The organism is Streptomyces sedi (genome assembly GCF_006335015.1).
GTDB lineage: Bacteria > Actinomycetota > Actinomycetes > Streptomycetales > Streptomycetaceae > Streptomyces > Streptomyces sedi.
Genome location: NZ_VDGT01000001.1, coordinates 411,177 through 431,957, shown reverse-complemented (window position 1 = coordinate 431,957; position 20,781 = coordinate 411,177). Strand labels below are relative to the sequence as shown.

Annotated in this window: 13 protein-coding genes and 1 pseudogene; 7 read left to right on the top strand and 7 right to left on the bottom strand. The window is 68.1% G+C overall.

Annotated features, from left to right (window positions below; translation table 11 throughout):
- The first annotated feature begins 128 nt into the window (after positions 1-128).
- The 7 genes from ndk to FH715_RS01670 all read left to right on the top strand — a co-directional run bounded on the left by ndk (position 129) and on the right by FH715_RS01670 (position 9,389).
- Positions 129-545: a nucleoside-diphosphate kinase gene (gene ndk / locus FH715_RS01700; protein WP_139640175.1), complete on the top strand. Its 417-nt coding sequence runs from the start codon at positions 129-131 to the stop codon at positions 543-545.
- 317 nt (positions 546-862) lie between these two features.
- A complete protein-coding gene (locus FH715_RS01695) occupies positions 863-1,882 on the top strand; it encodes a rod shape-determining protein (protein ID WP_097233690.1) in 1,020 nt (339 codons plus the stop codon).
- A 78-nt stretch (positions 1,883-1,960) separates the two neighbouring features.
- Entirely contained in the window at positions 1,961-3,064 is a 1,104-nt protein-coding gene (gene mreC, locus FH715_RS01690; protein ID WP_139640174.1) for a rod shape-determining protein MreC, read from the top strand.
- Positions 3,065-3,066: 2 nt separating this feature from the next.
- Positions 3,067-3,759, top strand: a complete 693-nt coding sequence (mreD, locus tag FH715_RS01685) for a rod shape-determining protein MreD (RefSeq protein WP_139640173.1) — start codon at positions 3,067-3,069, stop codon at positions 3,757-3,759.
- Entirely contained in the window at positions 3,756-6,113 is a 2,358-nt protein-coding gene (gene mrdA, locus FH715_RS01680) for a penicillin-binding protein 2 (RefSeq protein ID WP_139640172.1), read from the top strand. Before mreD ends, mrdA begins: the two co-directional genes overlap by 4 nt.
- 10 nt (positions 6,114-6,123) lie before the next feature.
- The gene (locus FH715_RS01675; RefSeq protein ID WP_246108480.1) at positions 6,124-7,314 is read left to right on the top strand and encodes an FtsW/RodA/SpoVE family cell cycle protein; all 1,191 of its coding nucleotides are present in this window, start codon (positions 6,124-6,126) and stop codon (positions 7,312-7,314) included.
- Positions 7,315-7,466: 152 nt separating this feature from the next.
- Positions 7,467-9,389, top strand: coding sequence for a TIGR03960 family B12-binding radical SAM protein (locus tag FH715_RS01670; protein ID WP_139640170.1), 1,923 nt, complete (start codon positions 7,467-7,469; stop codon positions 9,387-9,389).
- 746 nt (positions 9,390-10,135) lie between these two features.
- Here FH715_RS01670 and FH715_RS01665 read toward each other — a convergent pair.
- From FH715_RS01665 to FH715_RS01635, 7 genes and pseudogenes are all read right to left on the bottom strand, one after another.
- Positions 10,136-10,747 (bottom strand): hypothetical protein, encoded by a 612-nt coding sequence (locus FH715_RS01665; RefSeq protein ID WP_139640169.1) that lies wholly within the window; start codon positions 10,745-10,747, stop codon positions 10,136-10,138.
- A 102-nt stretch (positions 10,748-10,849) separates the two neighbouring features.
- Positions 10,850-11,293 carry a hypothetical protein gene (locus tag FH715_RS01660; protein ID WP_139640168.1) on the bottom strand — a complete coding sequence of 148 codons (444 nt, stop codon included), beginning with the start codon at positions 11,291-11,293 and terminating at the stop codon, positions 10,850-10,852.
- Positions 11,290-11,997, bottom strand: coding sequence for an RHS repeat-associated core domain-containing protein (locus FH715_RS01655; protein ID WP_246108479.1), 708 nt, complete (start codon positions 11,995-11,997; stop codon positions 11,290-11,292). The genes FH715_RS01660 and FH715_RS01655 overlap by 4 nt, the downstream gene beginning before the upstream one ends.
- Positions 11,998-12,306: 309 nt before the next feature.
- Positions 12,307-13,196: pseudogene (locus tag FH715_RS01650) on the bottom strand (IS5 family transposase).
- Positions 13,197-13,241: 45 nt separating this feature from the next.
- Positions 13,242-13,493: a DUF7660 family protein gene (locus FH715_RS01645; protein WP_425472650.1), complete on the bottom strand. Its 252-nt coding sequence runs from the start codon at positions 13,491-13,493 to the stop codon at positions 13,242-13,244.
- Positions 13,494-13,892: 399 nt separating this feature from the next.
- On the bottom strand, positions 13,893-14,333 hold the full coding sequence (locus tag FH715_RS01640) for a hypothetical protein (RefSeq protein WP_139640165.1): 441 nt from the start codon (positions 14,331-14,333) through the stop codon (positions 13,893-13,895).
- Positions 14,334-14,367: 34 nt separating this feature from the next.
- Complete coding sequence (locus FH715_RS01635) at positions 14,368-20,553, bottom strand: RHS repeat-associated core domain-containing protein (protein WP_139640164.1); 6,186 nt, start codon at positions 20,551-20,553, stop codon at positions 14,368-14,370.
- Positions 20,554-20,781: the final 228 nt, after the last annotated feature.

Genomic DNA, 20,781 nt, shown 5'->3' with positions numbered 1-20,781 from the left:
CTGCCCGGTACTCTTACGCTCCCCGCGCCGTCCGGCCCACCGGCCGGAGGCACGGGCCGCGCGCCCACGCGCGCCACGCCCCAGGTGCTCCCGCCACCACGCTGCCATCTTTCTCAGGAGCCGCCCCCATGAGCCAGCGCACTCTTGTTCTTCTCAAGCCCGACGCGGTCAGCCGTGGGCTGATCGGCGAGATCGTGGGCCGGGTGGAACGCAAGGCGGGCTGGCGGATCACCGCGCTCGAACTGCGCACGCTGGAGCGCGCGACCCTGGAGACGCACTACGCGGAGCACGTGGGGCGTCCGTTCTACGAACCCCTGATCGAGTTCATGGCGTCCGGCCCGAGCGTGGCCATGGTCGTCGAGGGCGAGCGGGTCATCGAGGGCCTGCGCACGCTGGCCGGGCCGACCGACCCGATCGCCGCGGCGCCGGGCTCCGTGCGGGGCGACTTCGGCACCGTGGTCAGGGAGAACCTGATCCACGCCTCGGACTCCGAGGAGTCGGCCGAGCGCGAGATGAAGATCTTCTTCCCGCACCTGTCGAACTGAGCGCCCGTCAGCGAAGAAGCCGGGCCACGCCGGCACGGTGGAATGCGATGCTCCGCCGCGGTCGGTAAGGTCGGACAGGGGAACCCCTCACCCGAACGCGACGTCATCATGAGGGAGGGTGGGGTCGGTTCCGCCGACAATGGCGAAAGCGGCGCTCCGGCGCTCCGTGTCAGTCCGGCCGTGGATACGATGGCATTGCCGCGTCTCTTCCCCCCTCGGCGGGAGAGGCCCTCGTGCGCATACCATCGCACCCTCCGCCGACCTCCCGCACATAACGCTCCAGCTGGAAGGCCAGATGCATCCCTATGGCGAACAATATGTCGTTCATCGGTCGTGACATGGCAGTTGACCTCGGGACGGCCAACACGCTGGTGTACGTCAGGGGTCGAGGGATTGTCCTCAACGAGCCGTCCGTCGTCGCGATCAACACCAACACGGGTGGCATTCTCGCCGTCGGTGCCGAGGCGAAGAAGATGATCGGCCGGACCCCCGGCAACATCGTGGCCGTTCGTCCGCTCAAGGACGGTGTGATCGCCGACTTCGAGATCACCGAGCGAATGCTCCGCTACTTCATTCTGAAAATCCACAAAAGGCGTTATCTCGCCCGCCCCCGGGTGGTTGTGTGCGTGCCGTCCGGTATCACGGGAGTCGAGCGCAGGGCGGTCATCGAGGCGTCGACGCAGGCCGGCGCGCGGCAGGTGCACATCATCGAGGAGCCCATGGCGGCGGCCATCGGTTCCGGCCTTCCCGTCCACGAGGCCACGGGCAACATGGTGGTGGACATCGGCGGCGGCACGACCGAGGTCGCGGTGATCTCGCTGGGCGGCATCGTCACGGCGCAGTCGATCCGGGTGGCCGGCGACGAGTTGGACAACGCGATCATCCAGCACATCAAGAAGGAGTACAGCCTGCTGCTGGGCGAGCGCTCCGCCGAGAGCATCAAGATCACCATCGGCTCGGCCTACGAGATGGACCAGGACGAGCACACGGAGATCCGTGGCCGCGACCTGGTCAGCGGGCTGCCCAAGACGGTGGTCATCTCCTCGGCCGAGGTCCGCAAGGCGATGGAGGAGCCCGTCAACGCCATCGTCGACGCGGTCAAGACCACCCTCGACAAGTGCCCGCCCGAGCTGTCCGGCGACGTGATGGACCGCGGCATCGTCCTCACCGGCGGCGGCGCCCTGCTCCGCGGCCTGGACGAGCGGCTCCGCCAGGAGACCGGGATGCCGATCCACATCGCCGAGGACCCGCTGGACTCGGTGGCGCTGGGCTCTGGCAAGTGCGTCGAGGAGTTCGAGGCGCTCCAGCAGGTTCTGGACGCCCAGCCGAGGCGCTAGTCGCCAGGCGCGCGCCCGGCCCAGCCGGGCGGCCCCAGGGATTCGTCTGACCGACCCAGAAAGGCACGGCCGCCGCACGTGAGGGACACCCGAGAGAGCCGGCTGCTTCTCGTACTGCTGGTCTCCATCGCTTTCGCGCTGATCACGATGGACATCCGGGGCGGGGACGACTCCCCGCTGGACGGTCCGCGGGAGGCCGCCGCGTCCTTCTTCGGCCCGGTGGAGGAGGGCGTCGCCGGCGCGGTCGACCCCTTCGCCAACGCGATCGCCGCCGTCCGCGACTCGGGCGACCGGCACGACAGGATCAGCGAGCTGGAGCGGGAGAACGCCGAGCTCCGCCAGGAGCTGGGCAGCGACGCGCACCGCGAGTCGCGGATAGCACAACTGGACGAGCTGCTCCAGACCGCGGGCGCGGGGCAGTACGGCATCGTCGGCGCCCAGGTCATCGCCATCGGCGCCGGCCAGGGCTTCTCCTGGACGGTCACGATCGACGCCGGCAGCGAGGACGGCCTGGCCCGCGACATGACGGTGCTCAACGGCGACGGCCTCGTCGGCCGCGTCACCACCGTCGCCAAGGGCACGGCGACGGTCCTGCTGGCCAACGACCCGGGGTTCACCGTCGGCACGCGCCTGGAGGGCAGCGAGGAGCTGGGCTTCGCGACGGGGCGCGGCGACAACACCCTTGAGGTGCAGCTGCTCAACCAGCGCGCCGAGGTGGCGGAGGGCGACCGGATGGTCACCTTCGGCTCGGCGGACAACAAGCCCTTCGTGCCCGGAGTCCCGGTCGGCGAGGTGGTCAGCGTCGAGCGTTCCAACGGCGACCTGACCCGCACCGTCCAGGTCCGCCCCTACGCCACGTTCACCCAACTCGACCTGGTCGGCGTCGTCGTCGACCCGCCCCGGGACAACCCGCGCGACTCCGTGCTGCCCGAGCGGCCGGAGGACGCCGAGCGGCGTTCGGCGGAGAACGACGCGGAGGCCGAGGAGGAGGGCGAGGCGAACGAGGGGCAGGACGCCGGCGACGAGGGCGCCGCCGACGACTTCCCCGAGCCCGACGGCCTGGCACCGCCCGACGAGGACGGCGACGAGACCGGCGGGGACGGTGAGGGCGGTGGTGACGGCACCGAGTTCGGTGCCCTCGCCCCCGGGCGTGAACGCGATTCCACGGCGAGCAGGAGCTGACCATGCGTCTCTACCGCACCCTGCTGGCGGCCGTCCTGGTCTTCGTCGCGCTGCTGGCGCAGGTGACGATACTGGCCAGGCTGGGCCTGCCGGGCGCCGTGCCCGACCTGCTGCTGCTGACCGTGCTCGGCCTGGCGCTGGTCTACGGCCACACCGGCGGCGCGCTGGTCGGCTTCGCCGCCGGCCTCCTCGCCGATCTCGCGCCCCCGGCCGACCACGCGGTCGGCCGCTACGCGCTGGTGCTCTGCGTGATCGGCTACGCGGCGGGGCTGACCCGGCCGGAGAACGGGCAGCACCGTTCCGCCACCGTCCCGATGCTGGTGGTGGCGGGCGGCGCGCTGAGTTCGACGCTGCTGTACGCGGGCGTGGGCGCGCTGGTGGGGGACACCCCGGCGCGCGACGTGGGGCTGACCGGGCTGCTGGTCAGCGCGACGATCTACGACCTGCTGCTGGCCCCGTTCGTGGTGCCGTTGGTGATGGCCGCCGCCCGGCGCGGCGAGGGTGATCCGCTCTCCGGGGACGGCACCGGGTCGGACAACCCGATCAGCTGGCTCGGGGGCGCGACCGGAGTCGCCGCGCGCCCCCGCTCCCCGCGCCGGAGCCGCTACGGCAAGGCGGCGCGTCAGCGTTCCCCGTTGCTGAGCCGTTCCGCGCGCAACGGTGCGGGGCGCATCAAGGGAGTCAAGCGACTGTGACCAACATCCCCGAGACCGGCAGGACTTCGCGGATCACGATCCGGTTGGTCGTCATCCAGATACTGGTCTTCTCGCTGCTGCTGACCCTCGGCGGCCGGCTGTGGTACCTCCAGATCCGGCAGGGCGACGAGTTCGCGGCCGAGGCCGCCGGCAACCACGTGCAGCAGGTCATCCAGCCCGCGGTCCGCGGCTCCATCGTGGACGCGCGTGGTGTGCCCATCGCCGACAACGAGACCCGGCTGGTCGTCTCCGTCGACCGCACCGAGCTCTCCAAGCTGCCGGACGACGGCGAGCAGGTGCTCGTCGACCTGGCGGAGCTGCTGGAGCTGAGCGAGGAGGAGGTCACCAACCGGGTCCGCCTCTGCGACTCCGAGACGCCGCAGCCGTGCTGGAACGGTTCTCCCTATCAGCCGATCCCGATCACCGACGAGGCGACGACCGGGCAGACGCTCCAGATCAGGGAGCGCGCCGAGGAGTTCCCCGGCGTGAGCGCCGAGCCGACCGCCGTGCGGCGCTACCCCGCGCCCGAGGGCTCGCGCGCCGCGCAGGTGCTCGGCTATCTCTCGCCGGTCACCGACGAGGAGGTCGCCGACTCCGAGGACACCGACTCGCCGCTCCTCCGCTCCGACCAGGTCGGGCGCTCAGGGCTGGAACGCACCTACGACAGCTACCTGCGGGGCGAGTCCGGGGTGACGCGCTACGAGGTGGACAAGTTCGGACGGGTGCTCGGCGAGGCGGAGAACGACCCGGCGATGGCCGGCGCCAACGTCGTCACCAGCCTCGACTCCCGCCTCCAGTCGGTGGTCGAGGAGGAGCTGGTCGGCGCCATGGAGCGCGCGCAGGCCACCCACGACGACATCACCGGCCGCGACTACGAGGCGGACTCCGGCTCGGCCGTGGTCCTGGAGAACGACACCGGCCGGGTGGTCGCGATGGCCTCGGCCCCCGACTACGACCCGAACGTGTGGGTCGGCGGCATCTCCAGCGACGAGTACGCCAGGCTGACCGACGAGGACGCCAACGACCCGCTGATCAACCGCGCGATCCAGGGCCAGGGCCCGCCGGGATCGACGTTCAAGGTGATCAGCTCGACGGCCGCGGTCAACGCCGGCTACGACTTCGACGGCCGCTACGAGTGCGGCTCGTCCTACGACATCGGCGGCCAGACGTTCCGCAACTTCGAGTCCTCCTCCTACGGCGCGATCAGCCTGACGCAGGCGATCGAGGTGTCCTGCAACACCGTCTTCTACGGCCTCGCGCACCGCGAGTGGCAGCGGGACGGCGGCAACGACCCGGTGGACGAGCCCAACGACTACTTCTTCAACACCGCCCTCGGCTTCGGCCTCGGCACCCAGACCGGCATCGACCTGCCGAACGAGGCGTCGGGCCGCATCCCGGACCGCCAGTGGAAGCAGGACTACTGGGAGGCCAACGAGGAGGCGTGGTGCGAGGTCGCCGAGAGCGACCGGGACGACTACCCGGCGCGGATCGCGCGGGAGAACTGCACCGAGGGCATGAAGATGCGCGCCGGTGACATGCTCAACTTCTCGATCGGGCAGGGCGACGTGCTGGTCACGCCGATCCAGCTGGCCAGCGTCTACGCGGCGATCGGCAACGGCGGCACCCTCTACCAGCCGTCCGTCGGCAAGGCCGTGGTGGCCCCCGACGGCCAGGTGATCGAGGAGTTCGAGCCGCAGGCCACCGGCGAACTGCCGGCCGACGACGGCACCATCGACGACCTGCGGGCGGCCACGGAGCGGGTGGTCACCACCGGCAGCGCCGCCTGGAAGTTCGGCGGCTGGCCGCAGGACGAGATTCCGCTGCACGCCAAGACGGGCACGGCGGAGGGCTCCGGCGACCAGCAGACCTCGTCCTGGCTGGCGACGTTCAGCGACGACTTCACCGTGGTCATGACCATCTCGCAGGCCGGTACCGGTTCCGGCGCCTCCGGCGACGCGGTGCGCCGCATCTGGGAGGCGATCTACGGCGTCGACGGCGGCGGGGTCAACGAGGACGCGGCGCTGCTGCCCGCGCCGGTCAGCGACCTGCCGGAGATCGACGACACCGGGGCCATCGTTCCCCAGGTCGACGAGGACGCGGAGGAGAACGAGGAGAACGAGGAGAGCGGCGACCAGGACCAGGGCGGGGACCAGGGGCAGGACGCCGACACCTTCGACGGGCAGGAGGGCGGCGAGCCGGGCGAACAGCCCGAGGGCGCCGAGCAGTTCCTGCCGGGGGGCACCACGCCCACGTCGCCGGGGGCCGGGGACTCCCAGGCCGCCTGGAGCGGCGGCCCGCCGCCCCTGCTCGCCGACGATCCGCGGGATCACCAGACGCGACGGGAAGACGAGTAAGGGTCAGTTGTTGAACAACCACCACCTCAGGGTCAACCGGCTGGCCCCCGACCCCGGCACCTGGCGTCGGCTGACCGCGCGGGACTCGGTGCTGCGCCGCATCGACTGGGTGCTGCTGCTCGCGGCGATGGCGCTGTCGGTCATCGGCATCCTGCTGGTTTGGTCGGCCACGCGGAACCGCACCGAGATCAACAGCGGCGACCCGCACTACTTCCTGATCCGCCAGGGCCTCAACCTGGCGATCGGGGTCGGGCTCGCCGTCGGGGTGATGTGGTTGGGGCACCATCGGCTGCGGTCGGCGGTGCCGCTGATCTTCGCCTTCGCGATGGTGTTCATGCTGCTGGTCTTCTCGCCGCTCGGCACGGAGATCAACGGGCAGCGGGCGTGGCTCTCGCTGGGCGGCTACACGTTGCAGCCGGGGGAGTTCGCCAAGATCGCGATCATCCTCGGGATGGCGGTGATCATGGCCGACCAGGTGGACGCGGGCGACCGCGACCACCCGAGCCGGCGGGCGGTGCTCCAGGCGCTGGCGCTGGCGGCGGGGCCGATCTGCGTGGTGGTCATCGACGACCTGGGCATGGCCATGGTGCTCAGCATGATCGTGCTCGGGATACTGCTGGGCTCGGGCGCCTCGCTGAAGTGGTCGATCGGGCTGATGCTCGCCGGGGTCTTCGGCGCGGTGCTGGTCTGGGCGCTGGGGATACTGGACGAGTACCAGATCGACAGGTTCGCCGCGTTCGCCGACCCCTCGCGCGACCCGGCGGGCGTCGGCTACAACACCAACCAGGCCCGGATCGCGATCGGCTCGGGGCAGCTGGACGGCAAGGGGCTCTTCCAGGGCACGCAGACCACCGGGCAGTTCGTTCCCGAGCAGCACACGGACTTCATCTTCACGGTGGCCGGCGAGGAGCTGGGCTTCCTCGGCGCCGGCGGGATCATCGTGCTGATCGGGGTGGTGCTGTGGCGGGCACTGCGGATCGCGCGGGACAGCACGGAGCTGTACGGGACGATCATCGCGGCGGGGATCGTCGCCTGGTTCGCGTTCCAGTGCTTCGAGAACATCGGGATGGCGCTGGGCATCATGCCGGTCGCCGGGGTGCCGCTGCCGTTCCTCTCCTACGGTGGCACCGCGATGTTCGTGGTGTGGATCGCGATAGGGCTTCTCCAGTCGGTCCGGATGAAGCGGCCGTTGGCCGCCTGAGGCCGGTCGCCGCCGCCGGTGGACGGGCGGGCGCGCGGGGGCCGGTACGCTGAATGGTCCAGCCTTCGTCAGCCCGATCGACACCGCCGGATCGACACAGCTCGGCGTGTCGCCGGTCGGGACCGTTCCCCGTCGCGAAAGACGCACGCCACATGCCCATCGAGTCGGTCTTTCCTCGCCTGGAGGAGCTGCTTCCGCACGTCCAGAAGCCGATCCAGTACGTCGGCGGTGAGTTGAACTCCACGGTCAAGGACTGGGACGCCGTCGACGTCCGCTGGGCGCTGATGTACCCGGACGCCTACGAGGTGGGACTGCCGAACCAGGGCGTCATGATCCTCTACGAGGTGCTCAACGAGCGCGCCGACGTGCTGGCCGAGCGCACCTACAGCGTCTGGCCCGACCTGGAGGCGCTGATGCGGGAGCACGAGGTGCCGCAGTTCACGGTGGACGCGCACCGGCCGGTCGGCGCGTTCGACCTGCTGGGGGTCTCGTTCTCCACGGAGTTGGGGTACACCAACCTGCTGACCGCGCTCGACCTCGCCGGCGTCCCGCTCAGCGCGGCCGACCGCACCGAGGAACACCCGGTGGTGGTAGCGGGCGGGCATGCGGCGTTCAACCCGGAGCCGATCGCGGAGTTCGTCGACTGCGCGGTGATCGGGGACGGCGAGCAGGCCGTGCTGACGATGAGCGACATCGTCCGCGACTGGAAGCGCGAGGGGCGCCCCGGCGGGCGGGAGGAGCTGCTGATGCGGCTGGCCCGCACCGGCGGTGTCTACGTTCCGGCGTTCTACGACGTCGAGTACCTGCCGGACGGCCGGATCGCGCGGGTGGTGCCCAACCGCTCGGGCGTGCCGTGGCGGGTCTCCAAGCACACGGTGATGGACCTCGACGAGTGGCCCTACCCGAAGCAGCCCCTGGTGCCGCTGGCGGAGACCGTTCATGAACGAATGTCGGTGGAGATCTTCCGCGGCTGCACGCGTGGATGCCGGTTCTGCCAGGCGGGGATGATCACCCGGCCGGTGCGGGAGCGGTCGATCACCGGCATCGGGGAGATGGTCGACAAGGGACTCGCGGCCACCGGCTTCGAGGAGGTCGGGCTGTTGTCGCTCTCCTCGGCCGACCACAGCGAGATCGCCGACGTCGCCAAGGGGCTCGCGGACCGCTACGAAGAGGACAAGATCGGTCTCTCCCTGCCCTCGACCCGGGTCGACGCGTTCAACATCGATCTGGCCAACGAGCTGACCCGCAACGGTCGCCGCTCCGGCCTGACCTTCGCGCCCGAGGGCGGCAGTGAACGCATCCGCAAGGTCATCAACAAGATGGTCTCCGAGGACGACCTGATCCGCACCGTCTCCACCGCGTACGGCAACGGCTGGCGCCAGGTGAAGCTCTACTTCATGTGCGGGCTGCCGACCGAGACCGACGAGGACGTGCTGGAGATCGCCAGCATGGCGGTCAAGGTCATCGCCAAGGGCCGCGAGGTCTCGGGCTCCAACGACATCCGCTGCACCGTCTCCATCGGCGGCTTCGTGCCCAAGCCGCACACCCCGTTCCAGTGGGCGCCGCAGCTGGCGGCCGAGGCCACGGACGAGCGGCTGGCGAAGCTGCGCGACGCCATCCGCGAGGACAAGCGCTACGGGCGCTCCATCGGCTTCCGCTACCACGACGGCAAGCCCGGCATCGTCGAGGGCCTCCTCTCCCGCGGCGACCGCCGCGTGGGCTCCGTCATCCGCGCGGTCTGGGAGGCGGGCGGACGCTTCGACGGCTGGCGCGAGTACTTCTCCTACGAACAGTGGATGAGCTGCGCCGAGCCCGCCCTCAAGACCTACGGCGTCGACGTCGCCTGGTACACGACGCGGGAGCGCACGTACGAGGAGGTCCTGCCCTGGGACCACCTCGACTCGGGCCTCGACAAGGACTGGCTGTGGGAGGACTGGCAGGACGCCCTCGACGAGACCGAGGTCGAGGACTGCCGCTGGACCCCGTGCTTCGACTGCGGGGTCTGCCCGCAAATGGACACATGGCCACAAACGGGACCCACGGGGAAGAAGCTGTTGCCGCTGAAGGTGCTCTGAGGCGCTGACCTGCGGTGATGAGTGAGGGCGTGGATGATGCTGTGGCGCAGGTCACTCGTCTTCTGGCGGGGCTGTCTGAGGCCGAACGGGTGAGGCTGCTCGCTTCGCTTGGTGCTGGCCGCCGTCGGGGTCGGCGGTCGGCGCGGAGTGGGCCTCCGCCTCGTTCGTTGCGGTCGTCGGTGCCGTTGCCTCGGCGGGGGCCGGAGGTGGAGAGCACGGTGGAGTGGGTGTAGGAGGGTGTGCTTCTTCCCGTTCCTGTGTGTGGTGCGAGTGCGGGTGCGGTTGGCTCGGTGGTTGATGGCCGTGGTGGATTTCAGCGACTCCCCGGGGTCGGTGACACTACTGGAGGGTCGCTGCATTTTCCGGTTCGGCGTGGGGCCTGCTTCCCGTGCTGGCCTGCGTCTTCACGATGCGGTGTCCTCATCGCCCTTCGGAGGGGTAACAACGCCCTGGCGGTGTCGCCAGCCGACATCACCCGAGGAGACGGTGTCCTCATCGCCCTTCGGAGGGGTAACAACTGGGCGGGGACGGCGACGAGGGTGGCGCCGCGGACGCGGGTCCTCATCGCCCCTCGGAGGGGTAACAACGCCGCCGTGGTGTCCGGGTCCCCCAGGGCCAGGAGGTGGAAGTGTTCTGGCTGCCTGCGTGGTTGCGCGAGGTGTGTCCGTATTGTCTGGATTGAGTGCAACGTCGTTCGGCGAAGAGATTCAGCTTCTCGACCGGATTCGTTCCAGGGAGTTCTTCGGTCAGACTGAGTCGGCGATGCCTGCGAGGAGCGTGAGTGCGCATATCGCGGCGTCTCCTCTGGTGAGGTCATTCGAGACGCGCCAACCGAGCGTGTCTCGTGTAGCCAACACGCGGTCTCCGGAGCATATACCTTGGCGCTTTACCTCGTATGCCGGATTCTGGCCGCAGCAGATGGTGATCTCCTCCTCCCTCAACCAGATGGTCAACGTCTCTCGAGTCGTTACATCAAGATATTCACCGGAAAGGCTTCGCCGTTTCAGTTCTCGCCGCAGCCAGCCCGGTTGTTGAGTCCACTCTGGCAACTGGATGATCTCTGTCCCAGTTGCGTCGCTCAGTGTTCCCGCGATTCCATCTGCCCGTTGCCGCAACTCCAGCGTGAACCGCTGCCCCGCCAGGTCCATAGTCCGCTGCCACCGCAGGCCTCTCTTCCCCCACCGAGGCACTTCGACAATCATCAACCCCGGCTCCTCAGCCCGTCGCTGGGTATCCCGCCGTGCCCTCACGTAGTGGCGAACGCCGAACCAGACTCCGAACGGCAGGATGGCGGCGAACCAAAGTAGACTGAACCGCCACCACTCGGGGCCGATCACCCCTATCGCCGCCAGGGGCATCGAGGCCAATCCAACGAATAGCATCCCCTGCCAAACAGCTCCGCGCCACATCGCGCCCGCCCCCTCATTTGCCGGATCTTCCCTGACTCATACCAACGCTGTTCACCCGATGCGTCGGCTCCTGATCTCCTGGAAAAAATAGCGCAGGGGGCCCACTCCCGCTCGTGCCTGGGAGTATCCATTCACCAGGCCCGCCGTTACGGACTGACGCATCCAGGTCAGGACCTTGGGCACGGTGATCTCCTCCCGGGTTGCCACAGCCAGACCTGTGTGTGCCACAGTGCCGTAGCCGACCGCCACGGCGACGGAGGCAGCCACTGCGCATCCCATGCCCGCAGTGCCTGCGCAGACCGCCACGCCTGTCGCACCTGCGGCCACTCCGATGCCCACATTGAGCAGGCGATGTCCGACGTCGCGGAGGAGATCCTCATTGCGAACGGCCCATTCCTCGACAGGATGTTTCACGGATTCGTTGAGCCAGTCCATCCCGCGTCCGACGGTGGCGTCGGCGACGCCGAGCCAGTCGCCGGCGAGCAGGCTGGTCATGAAGTCAGCACGCTTGTTCTGCTGTTCGCGATGGGCGACGGCCTGGGCTCGTTCGGCGGCTCGTTGAGCGATGCGTGCCTGTTCCGCTCGTGCGGTCTGTTGTTGTGCGGTTCCGGTGCAGCCGGGGTCTTTGGCGCAGGCGTATTGGATGCGTTGTTTTGGCGGATGTAGCGGGGGGCTGGGGTGCCGCCGACGGAGCGGGTGATTTTTTCGTAGTTCTTGCCGTATTCGACGCCGGTGAGTTTGCCCTTGCGGTCGTAGTTGCACTTGTACTGGCCGCTGCGGCATTCCTCGAAGGCTTCGCCGGTGGGGTCGGAGAAGGTGAGGGGGTTGTTGTTGCCGTATTGGTAGGGGTTGTGTTGGCGGGGGTCGTTGGGGATGAGGAGTGGGTCGACGGATAGGAAGCGGCCGAGTGTGGGGTCGTATTCGCGGGCGCCGAGGTGGGTCGTGCCGGTGGGGTCGGCGGTGCCTCCGAGGAAGCCTCGGTCGCCGGGCCAGGAGTCGGTTGCTTCGCCGCGTTGGCCGCCGCCCGCAGCGGTGGCCAGCCCGGCCCGCCCCTCCTCCTCAGTCGCTGCCGCCGCCCCGGCGGCGGCCGGAGGTTGAGAGTGTGGTGGAGTGGGTTGAGTAGGGCGTGGGGCAGGTCGAGTGCGGCAGGATATGGAGCCAATAGGGCTCCTGTGTTGCTGAGTTAAGACGTCGAGCACCTCCCTCAACGGCACGGGCGCCCTGTCCGTTGCGCACTCCGATCCCACACCAACCTGTCACTCGATCAGTGGGCACGCTGAAAGCGCTCAATCATCGATCTTGGTGGTTGTGGTCGGCGGTGAGCATGGGCGCGACGGCGGTGGTTTCCCGACCGCTGACGGGAGCGGGCTCGGCCGGTCAAGGTCACGGTGTCGCGCGCATCGCCGGTGCGGCGCGGTTCGGGGGCAGTGTGGGCGGTCACCTCGTCGATCAGGCGCTGGTGTGTGATGGGGTCCCTGTTCGTCGCTGAGAGTGCGTTTGAGATCTGGTTATGAGGTGCGTCGTAGGGGGCGCCGTCCGGGTCGGGTCGCGGGTTGGCCACGGGTGAGTCGGCGGAGTATCACGTCGGTCATCGCCCAGCGGACCATGGTGGCGGAGTGTGCTGGGTTGGTTTCGTAGTCGCTGGCCAGCCGGCGGCGCATGGTGATCCAGCTGAATGTCCGCTCGACCACCCAGCGCCGGGGCTGGACGGCGAAACCACGCTGGTCAGGCGGCTTACGGACAATCTCAAGCGTGCGGCACAGGATCTGGTTGGTCCACTCCACCAGGCGTCCGGCGAAGCCGGCGTCTGCCGAGATCAGGCGCACCGATGGGTGGTCCAGACGCGCCCACAGCAGTGGACGCCTGGCCCCGTCGCGGTCCTGGACGCTGGCGGAGACGACGTGGATGGCCAGTAGCAGTCCGAGGGTGTCGGTGACGATGAACCGTTTGCGGCCACGCTGGCGCTTTCCCGCGTCGTATCCGCTGGTGGCCTGCGGTACGGAGTCGGCCGCGCGCACCGACTGCGAGTCGATCACCCCGGCGGTGGGTGCGGGATCGCGGCCGTCGGTCCGGCGGACCTTGTCGCGCAACGCATCGTGGATCTTCTCCACAGTGCCGTCGTCGTGCCACCGGGTGAAGTACCAGTACACCGTGGGCCAGGGCGGGAAGTCCCTGGGCAGGTAGCGCCACTGGCACCCGGTCCGGGCCAGGTACAAGATCGCTTCACGATGCGACGACGCGGGTGTTTCTCCCGCCGCCCGCCCTTCGGCCCGGTCCGAGGCGGCGGCAGCAACGGCTCCACCAACACCCACTGTTGACCCGTCAGGTCCGACGGGTAATCCTCTCCGGCAACGCTCACACACCATTCAACGACCAAGCCCCAGACGAGGCACTTCAGATCTCAAACGCGCTCTGAGCGTCCGAAGTGACCCGTTCGCGGAGCCTATTCGTAGATGAATGCGGCGCTGAAGATCATCGCGATGAGCGCCCAGTCAGGTTGTTCCGGAGTTTCCTTTCCCTGGTTGGCGAAGAAGCCGTGCATGGAACGGGTCCAGTATGCTGCTGCCTTGACGTAGTCGACTGATTGCTCGTTCTCCTGCCGGATTTCCCCTTGTTCGACTCGCTGGGCGAGTCGGAGTAGATATGCGGCGAGTTCTTGTCGAGAGGTGATTCCTGAAAGGTCTGGGGCTGGCATCGTCACGGGATATATTCCACACCTCGTCTCGTTCACGTATGACAATGGACATACCGTCAGTCACTGTCGTGAACTTCCAGGATTCGTTGATGGCTTCGACGGCGGTTGCCATGCGGAAGGGAATGGGCGTCCCTGCCATCTGGAAGGCGACCAAGCGCCGGTTGTCCAGGGTGAACAGGTTACCTTCTCTCATGGCGAGTCGGATCGCGGGGTCCTCTTGCAGGACCGCCAAAAACAAAACGGGGTATGGGGCTGGCGAGTCGTCAAGGTAGGAGTGAGCCTTTCGGTTGCTCGTGGCAACGGCAAGTCGGCTGGAATACGTCCGGAGTAGGGATGGCGGCCGGTCGTTCCCCGTTCTTCGGCGGCGGCCGCAGATCGATGGCGCATCTCATTGCTGACTCACGTGGGTGGTGAATCCGTCGACTCGTCCGTCTGCCGGTTGGCGCGCTTTTTCCCGAATCGCTCGCGCAGAATCCCGATATCGGCTCTTCTCGGTGGTGGTACGAGGGATTTGGGGCGATTGAAGAGTGCGATGGAGGCCGCCATGAACATGCATATGACGAACACGGCGATGAGCGCCACGAGGAACAGGTCGGCCTGCTCGCCTGTTAGTTCGTTCCAAAGTAGCGCACACCACATGACTTCGATGCCGACTATCGTCACCGGAAGAATGCGTACTGCGGCACGTCGACTTCGCGGCTTGCTGAGGTAGAAGAAAGTGTTCTCTGTGGCCTCAGTCGCCGGAACTTCGCCGATGAGGCGGTTTTTCCACAAACGCAACATAAACCAGTTTCCGCAGCCAACAAAGAAGACCCCCATAAACAGAAGCACGATCAACAAGGTGTGACCCTCCGATTCAGACTTGGGCGCATGGCTACCACCACCCCGTCACCTTGTCCCATACCGCGCCAGTAATATCTCCAACGATCGGGGATGTGAAGAAAGCGACTCCAGTACCAACCAATGCCCCCGCCCCAGTGCCGACGACCGTGCCAAGACCGGGCACAGTGCTGCCGATAAGGCCGCCGAGCGCGGCCCCCGTGTACACCGCTCCCATGCTGTATCCGACCTGCACTCCCGTCTGTGCGACGGTGCGGCCGATGTCGCCGTTGTTAGCGTGGAGGTTACCTGCGGCAGTTGCGGCGACGCCGCCCCAGAAGAGGACTCGAGCTGCTGCCATTACTATTGGTTTGCGGCCGAGGTCGGCGATTCTCTGAGCGGTGGAGTGATGACTGAGATAGCCAAGGTCACGTGCCGCCTGGCTTCGTATGGCCGCTGTCTCCCCATTGCGCATCAGGTGACTGACTCTAGTGGACATGTTTCCGGCCTCGTGGTGGAAGGCGACGGTTGCAGCGCTTGCCGCGATGAGCCCGTTCGCGTATGTCAGAAGCTGGTCGCTAATCCCACGCTGTGCGATGCCGAGTGTCCGGGCTATTGCAGCTTGTTCGGTGGCTCGTCGGGCTCCGGCTCCTGCGGTCTGCTGCTGTGCGGTTCCGGTGCAGCCGGGGTCTTTGGCGCAGGCGTATTGGATGCGTTGTTTTTGGCGGATGTAGCGGGGGGCTGGGGTGCCGCCGACGGAGCGGGTGATTTTTTCGTAGTTCTTGCCGTATTCGACGCCGGTGAGTTTGCCCTTGCGGTCGTAGTTGCACTTGTACTGGCCGCTGCGGCATTCCTCGAAGGCTTCGCCGGTGGGGTCGGAGAAGGTGAGGGGGTTGTTGTTGCCGTATTGGTAGGGGTTGTGTTGGCGGGGGTCGTCGGGGATGAGGAGTGGGTCGACGGATAGGAAGCGGCCGAGTGTGGGGTCGTATTCGCGGGCGCCGAGGTGGGTCGTGCCGGTGGGGTCGGTGGTGCCTCCGAGGAAGCCTCGGTCGCCGGGCCAGGAGTCGGTTGCTTCGCCGCGTTGGCCGCCGAAGGGGAGTTGTTTGCGGCGTTGGACGAGTTGGGCGGCGCCCCAGGTGATGGCGAGCATGGCGGTGCCCTGCGGGTCGGGGACGAGGTAGGTGACGGCGTTGTTGTTGCCGCTGTCCCGGACCGCGACGGTGTCAGAGCCGTGGGTGAAGTATCGCAGCGCTGTCTTCGCGCCGCCGGTGCCGAGGGTGAGTTCGGTTCCTTCGGGTAGGTAGGCGGTGGCGGAGCCGTCCGCGTGGTGGGTGAGTAGGCGGTCGCCTTCGGCGGTGTAGATGTGGCCGGTGGTGGTGCCGTTCTCGGTGACGGTCTCCAGGTTGCCCTCGGGGTTCCAGTCGAGGGTCTGGTCGCGGATTCCGGCGCGTTCGATCGGGTTGCCGGCCTGGTCGTGTTCGAAGGTCTCGGTCGCCTGTTCCTGGGGGCCGCCGTCGGTGCTGACCGAGCGGAGCGTGTTGGGCGCGTTCTCGCCGGGTTCTCCGACGGTGTAGTCGCGGACGATGTCGGTTGCGTCGCTGCTGGTGGCGTGTTGGGTCTCGTTGACCCGGTTGCCGGTGAGGTCGTAGGTGTAGCTGTGCCAGTAGGGGTCGGGTCCGCCGACGGTGGTGGCGTCGGGGCCGGTGGCGCAGTCGTCTTCGGCGCCGGCGGTGGTCCAGGCCTCGGTGAGTCGGCGGAGCGCGTCGGTGGTGAAGCACTGGACGTCACTGCTGGCCTGTTCGCCCTGTCCCGCGGCGGTGGCGACCCGGGTCACGTTGCCGATGTCGTCGTAGCCGTAGCGGGTGTCCTGGACGCGGAGCGCGATGTCGCCGTCGACGGTGGCGCGGGTGAGGCGTCCGTTGTGCTCGTCCCAGTCGAGGGTCTGGTAGACCTTCTGGCCCAGGTTTCCGAACTCCGCCCGGATCGGACGGCCGAGGGCGTCGAAGCGGACGTCTCCGACCAGGACCTGCTGGCCGGCCACGGTGCGCGTCGGCAGGTGCTGGCTGCTGTAGAGAGTGGTGACCCGCTCCTGCGGCAGACCGCCGAGAGCCGGGTGCATGACCGACTCCCGCAGGCCGACGCGGGCGTTGTAGGTGTAGCGCCAGGTGTACTCGCCGGCCAGCGCGCCCTCGTTCTCGGGCAGGGTGACGGTGGTGGCCGTTGGCTGGTAGCGGTTGGTGTAGCCGTCGACGGCGGTGGTGTAGGCGGCGTCCTCGACGTAGCGGGTGCTGGTGGCGGGGGCGCCGAGTTTGACGGTGTCGTACGTCCACTCGGCGCGCGTCTCGTCGCCCTCGGAGAGGCTGGTGCGGCGGCCCAGGGCGTCGTACGTGGTGGTCAGGGTGATGTCGCGGGCGTCGGTCGTCGACACGGGCCGGTCGAGGGTGTCGTAGCTGACGAGGGTGGTGCCCTTGTCCGGGTCGTCGGCGCGGGTCTGGTTGCCGCGCTTGTCGTACTCCCAGCTCCATTCGTTACCGGCTGCGTCGGTCATACCGACGAGGTTGCCTGCCACGTCGTAACGATAGGTGGCGTTCTGGAACTCGGTGCGGTCGGCGTCGGTGTAGGAGCGTAGTTCGACGGTTCGCCCGAGTACGTCGGTGACCGTGGTGGTGGCGGTGCCGCCGGGCGGCGGGATGACGGTGGTGGACTCGGCTCCGTCGTGAACGGTGTCGGTGCGGGTGGTCTCGTCTCCGTAGCGGAAGGCCACTTCGGCCGTCTGCCGTCCCGCCACGTCGAACTCCCGGCGGACCGTGGTGGGGACGGCGTTGTCACCGGCGGTGACGAGGGTGCGGTCGGGGGCGCCGGTGGTGAGGTAGGGGCTGTGGGTGAGCCAGGCGCGGCCGGCGGTGTCGTAGTGGGTCGTGGTCACCAGGCGGCCGTCGGTGACCTGTACTGCCGGGGCCTGGGTCTGGCGTTCACGCAGCAGACCGTCGTAGAAGGAGTGCGCGGTCTGGTAGTTGCCCTGGTGGTTGAGCGTTTCCGTGGTGACCACGTTGGGCTCGCTGGTGGAGACGCGGTAGCTGTACCGGGCGGAAGGGGTGTTCGGGTTGTTGCTCTTGGCCCAACCGGGATGCCAGACGGCCGTTGTTCTGCCGAGGGCGTCGTAGGTGATGTCGGTGCGGACGCCGTTGGGGTCCTCGACGGATGTGGTGAGGCCGCGACGTGGGTCGAATCGTGTCTCTGTGGTGTGGCCCAGTGCGTTGGTCGCGACGGTGCTGGTGGGCGCCGCGCCGGTGGTGGGGGTGTAGGTCGTGCTGGTTTCGTTGCCTTCGGCGTCCGTGCTGGTCAGCAGGCGTCCATGGGTGTCGTAACCGGTGGTGCTGACCGTGTGGAAACCTTCGCCGTCCGCGTCGAGGCCGTCGGTGCGGGTGGCCAGTCCTCGGCTCGGGGGAGTCGTCAGGCTGGTCGCGCCGTCGTAGTAGGTGCGGACCGCGGTGACGAGGTCTTCCGGGAGATCGAGGTCCGAGCCGCAGCCGGTTGCCACGGTCCGGGTCTCCGCTTCCGGTGTGAGGAGGTTGGTCTCCTCGTTGCGGGCGTAGCGGACGGTGGTGCAGCGTTCGTCGCCGGCGACGGCCAGGTCGCCCTCGTCGTTGACCTGCTCGACCATGCCGAACGTGTCGAAGCTGGTCGTCATCCGTGTGCGGCGCCAGGAGTCGTCCGACAGCCGTTCCCTGGCGGACTCGGTCGCGACGTCCACGTGAAAGGAGTTCAGCGCCGCCACCCCGGAGCGGGTTTGGGTGGCTGTGGCGGCGGAGCGCCAGGGGGTGTAGGACACGGCGTCGAGGAGCGGGCCGTCGTCGCCGAGATAGGTGGAGGTCTCACGCACCAGGCCGGCGTAGGCCGGGTGGTCGGCGATGCCGTGTCCCTCGCTGTCCTCGACGTCCTGGCCTCGCACGCCGCGGAAGTAGCGGGTCTCGGTGAGCGTCTGGGGTCCTTCGGCGGGATCGCCGACCAGGGTCTGGACGCGGGCGTAGCCGCGTCGTTCACCGAACGCCCGGTGTTCGGAGCGTACGAAGTCGTCCTGGCTCCGGCTCCAGGCCATGCCGTCGGGGTAGCGGTAGTCGGTGCGTGCGACGGGAGCGCCCGAGGTGTTGTCGGATTCGAGGACCTGCGCCACCGCGTAGCTGTGGAACCAGTCCTGGTAGGGCTCGAAGTCGGGCGCGGGGGCGTCCGGGGGCGACCAGATGACGGGAAAGCAACGCCGTGTGTTGGTCTCGGGGTTGGGCAGGTCGTCGGCCGCGCAGTCCGCGTCCGTGTAGGTGACGCCGATGGTGCCGCCGGATTCCGTGTCGATGGCGTACACGCGGTAGCGGTTGAGCGGGGGTATCGGGTCGAGGGCCCCTTCGACGCGGTTGGGGAGTTGTATGCCGCGGAAGGTGACGGGCGGGAGGGTGATGGCTTCGCCGGTGTGGCCGGTCCTGGTGAGGGACTTCAGCCAGAGAGCGGCCGCGCTTCCGTCGCCCGTGCTGGGGAAGCTCTGCTCCAGTGCCCAGGAGTCGACCTTCTGCTCGCCGTCGCCGACGCGGGCATAGGTGGTGATCGCCGTGAGGCGCTTGGTGGTCCAGAAGGAGGGGGAGGCGTTGCCCTCGCAGTCCGCGCCGGAGGCGCAGTGCTGGTCGAAGGGGACGTCCGGCCAGTGCTGGGCGCTGTCCTCGTCGATGTCCGACCAGTCGCACTCGACGGTGTCGGTCGTGAGGCAGCGTTCCGAGACACCGAAGGCGACGCGGCCGGCGGGCTTGCCGTTCAGCGGGGCGTCCGAGCGGAGGCCGTACTCGACGGTCTTCAGATGACCGCCGCGGGTGTAGGCGGTCGGGGTGCCTTCGAAGGAGGCGTTGATGGCTCGTGCGTAGCGGTTCGTCTCCCGCGCCCAGTGGTAGGACATGGCGTTGCCGTGCGGGTCGACCACGTAGTCCAGGTTCCAGCGCCATCCCTGCTGGCACCAGGCGTCGCCGAACTCCGACGCGTGGCACGGCTCGTTGGGGTGGTTGCCGAATACCGGAACGGTCCAGGCGGAGTCCGTCGTACGGTCGCCTTCGGTCCAGCCCGGCAACCGGTTCCGTCCGAAGTGGTACTGAACGCCGTCGGGGTCGGTCACCCGCCAGTGCTCTCCGTTGTTGTCGCCGTTCTCGGCCCCGGTCAGCAGCTCGATCCGGGTGCCGTCGTCGTTCTTCTTCCGCCAGGCGCCCGAGGAGTCGTCTCGGACCAGCTCGCTCGCTGAACCGTTCAGTACCAGCATGGCGTTGTGGCGTTTCCAACACAGGTCCCCGACCCGGTGGGAGGGGTTCACGGCTCCGCTGCCCTTGTCGTCCTCGCAGGCGACGTAGCGGCGTTCGATGAAGCCGGGGGACAGGGACCAACCGTCTCCGACCCAGTTGGCCTGGTTGTTGGTGGACGCGGTCCGTCCGTCCACGTTCTGTGACGAGTAGTCGAGCGACAGATCAGGGAGTAGGCCGCCGGGAGCGTCGGGAACCTCGATCGGGTAGGACCAGGTGAAGCCACCGGACGAACCGCCGTGGGTCCACTCACCGGTGGGGGACAGGTCGGTCGCCGTGAAGTCGCCTCCCGGTCCGGAGCCGGCGGGCTCTGCCGCCAGCGCGATCTCCCCCGGGGCGTCGGCGGCCAGAGCGACCTCGACCTGGAGTGTCTGTGCCGCGTGCTCGTTCGTCACGCGTTGCACCGTGACGCCGCTCTCGGCCAACGGTCGCACCGTCAGCCGCTGCGCCCAGTCAGCTCCGAACCCGGTGGCGTAGGCGCCATAGTCCAGTGTCACCGAAGTGGTGACCGGTTCGTCGTCGGCCGACGAGTTTCGCGCCTCGCGCTCGTCGGCCTCGGGTATGGACAACGCGTAGAGAACGCCTCGAACGCCGGCCTCATTCGCCCTGTCGCTGTCAAGGACGCGGAGCCCCACTTCTCCCAACTCCGGGACATCGAGCGTGGAGACGTCCTCGGCATCCCACTCCGGGGGCGCCGGAGGGGCCCAGTCGTTCCCCTCGGTCTCGTCCGTGCGCACAAGCGGAACCCCCTCAACGGGGGACGTCTCCACGGGGTCGATCGACTCCGGGTCGCGTAGATCGAGTTGTTCCTGGGCGAAGACGGGGCCAGCCAGGACGGTGACGAGGAACTGTGCTGCCAGCAGCACGCTGACGAGGCGCCACCAGTGCCGCAAACCTCTGCTGACCGACATCGGTCCCCACCCCCATCGATCTTCACTTGGCACGAACGGACGTGAAAGTAGCAGTGCGTTGACGGAACCTCGACAGTCCGCAGGCATACGTTATCCACGCGTAATGTTCACGTAGTTGCGTGAATCGGCGCTTCAGGGGGTTTGAATGACCGTTTCATGGTTCTGGAGTGACCTTATGGGTGCGGATGTGACGGGACTGGGTTAGTGTGCCCAGTCGTTGACTGACCG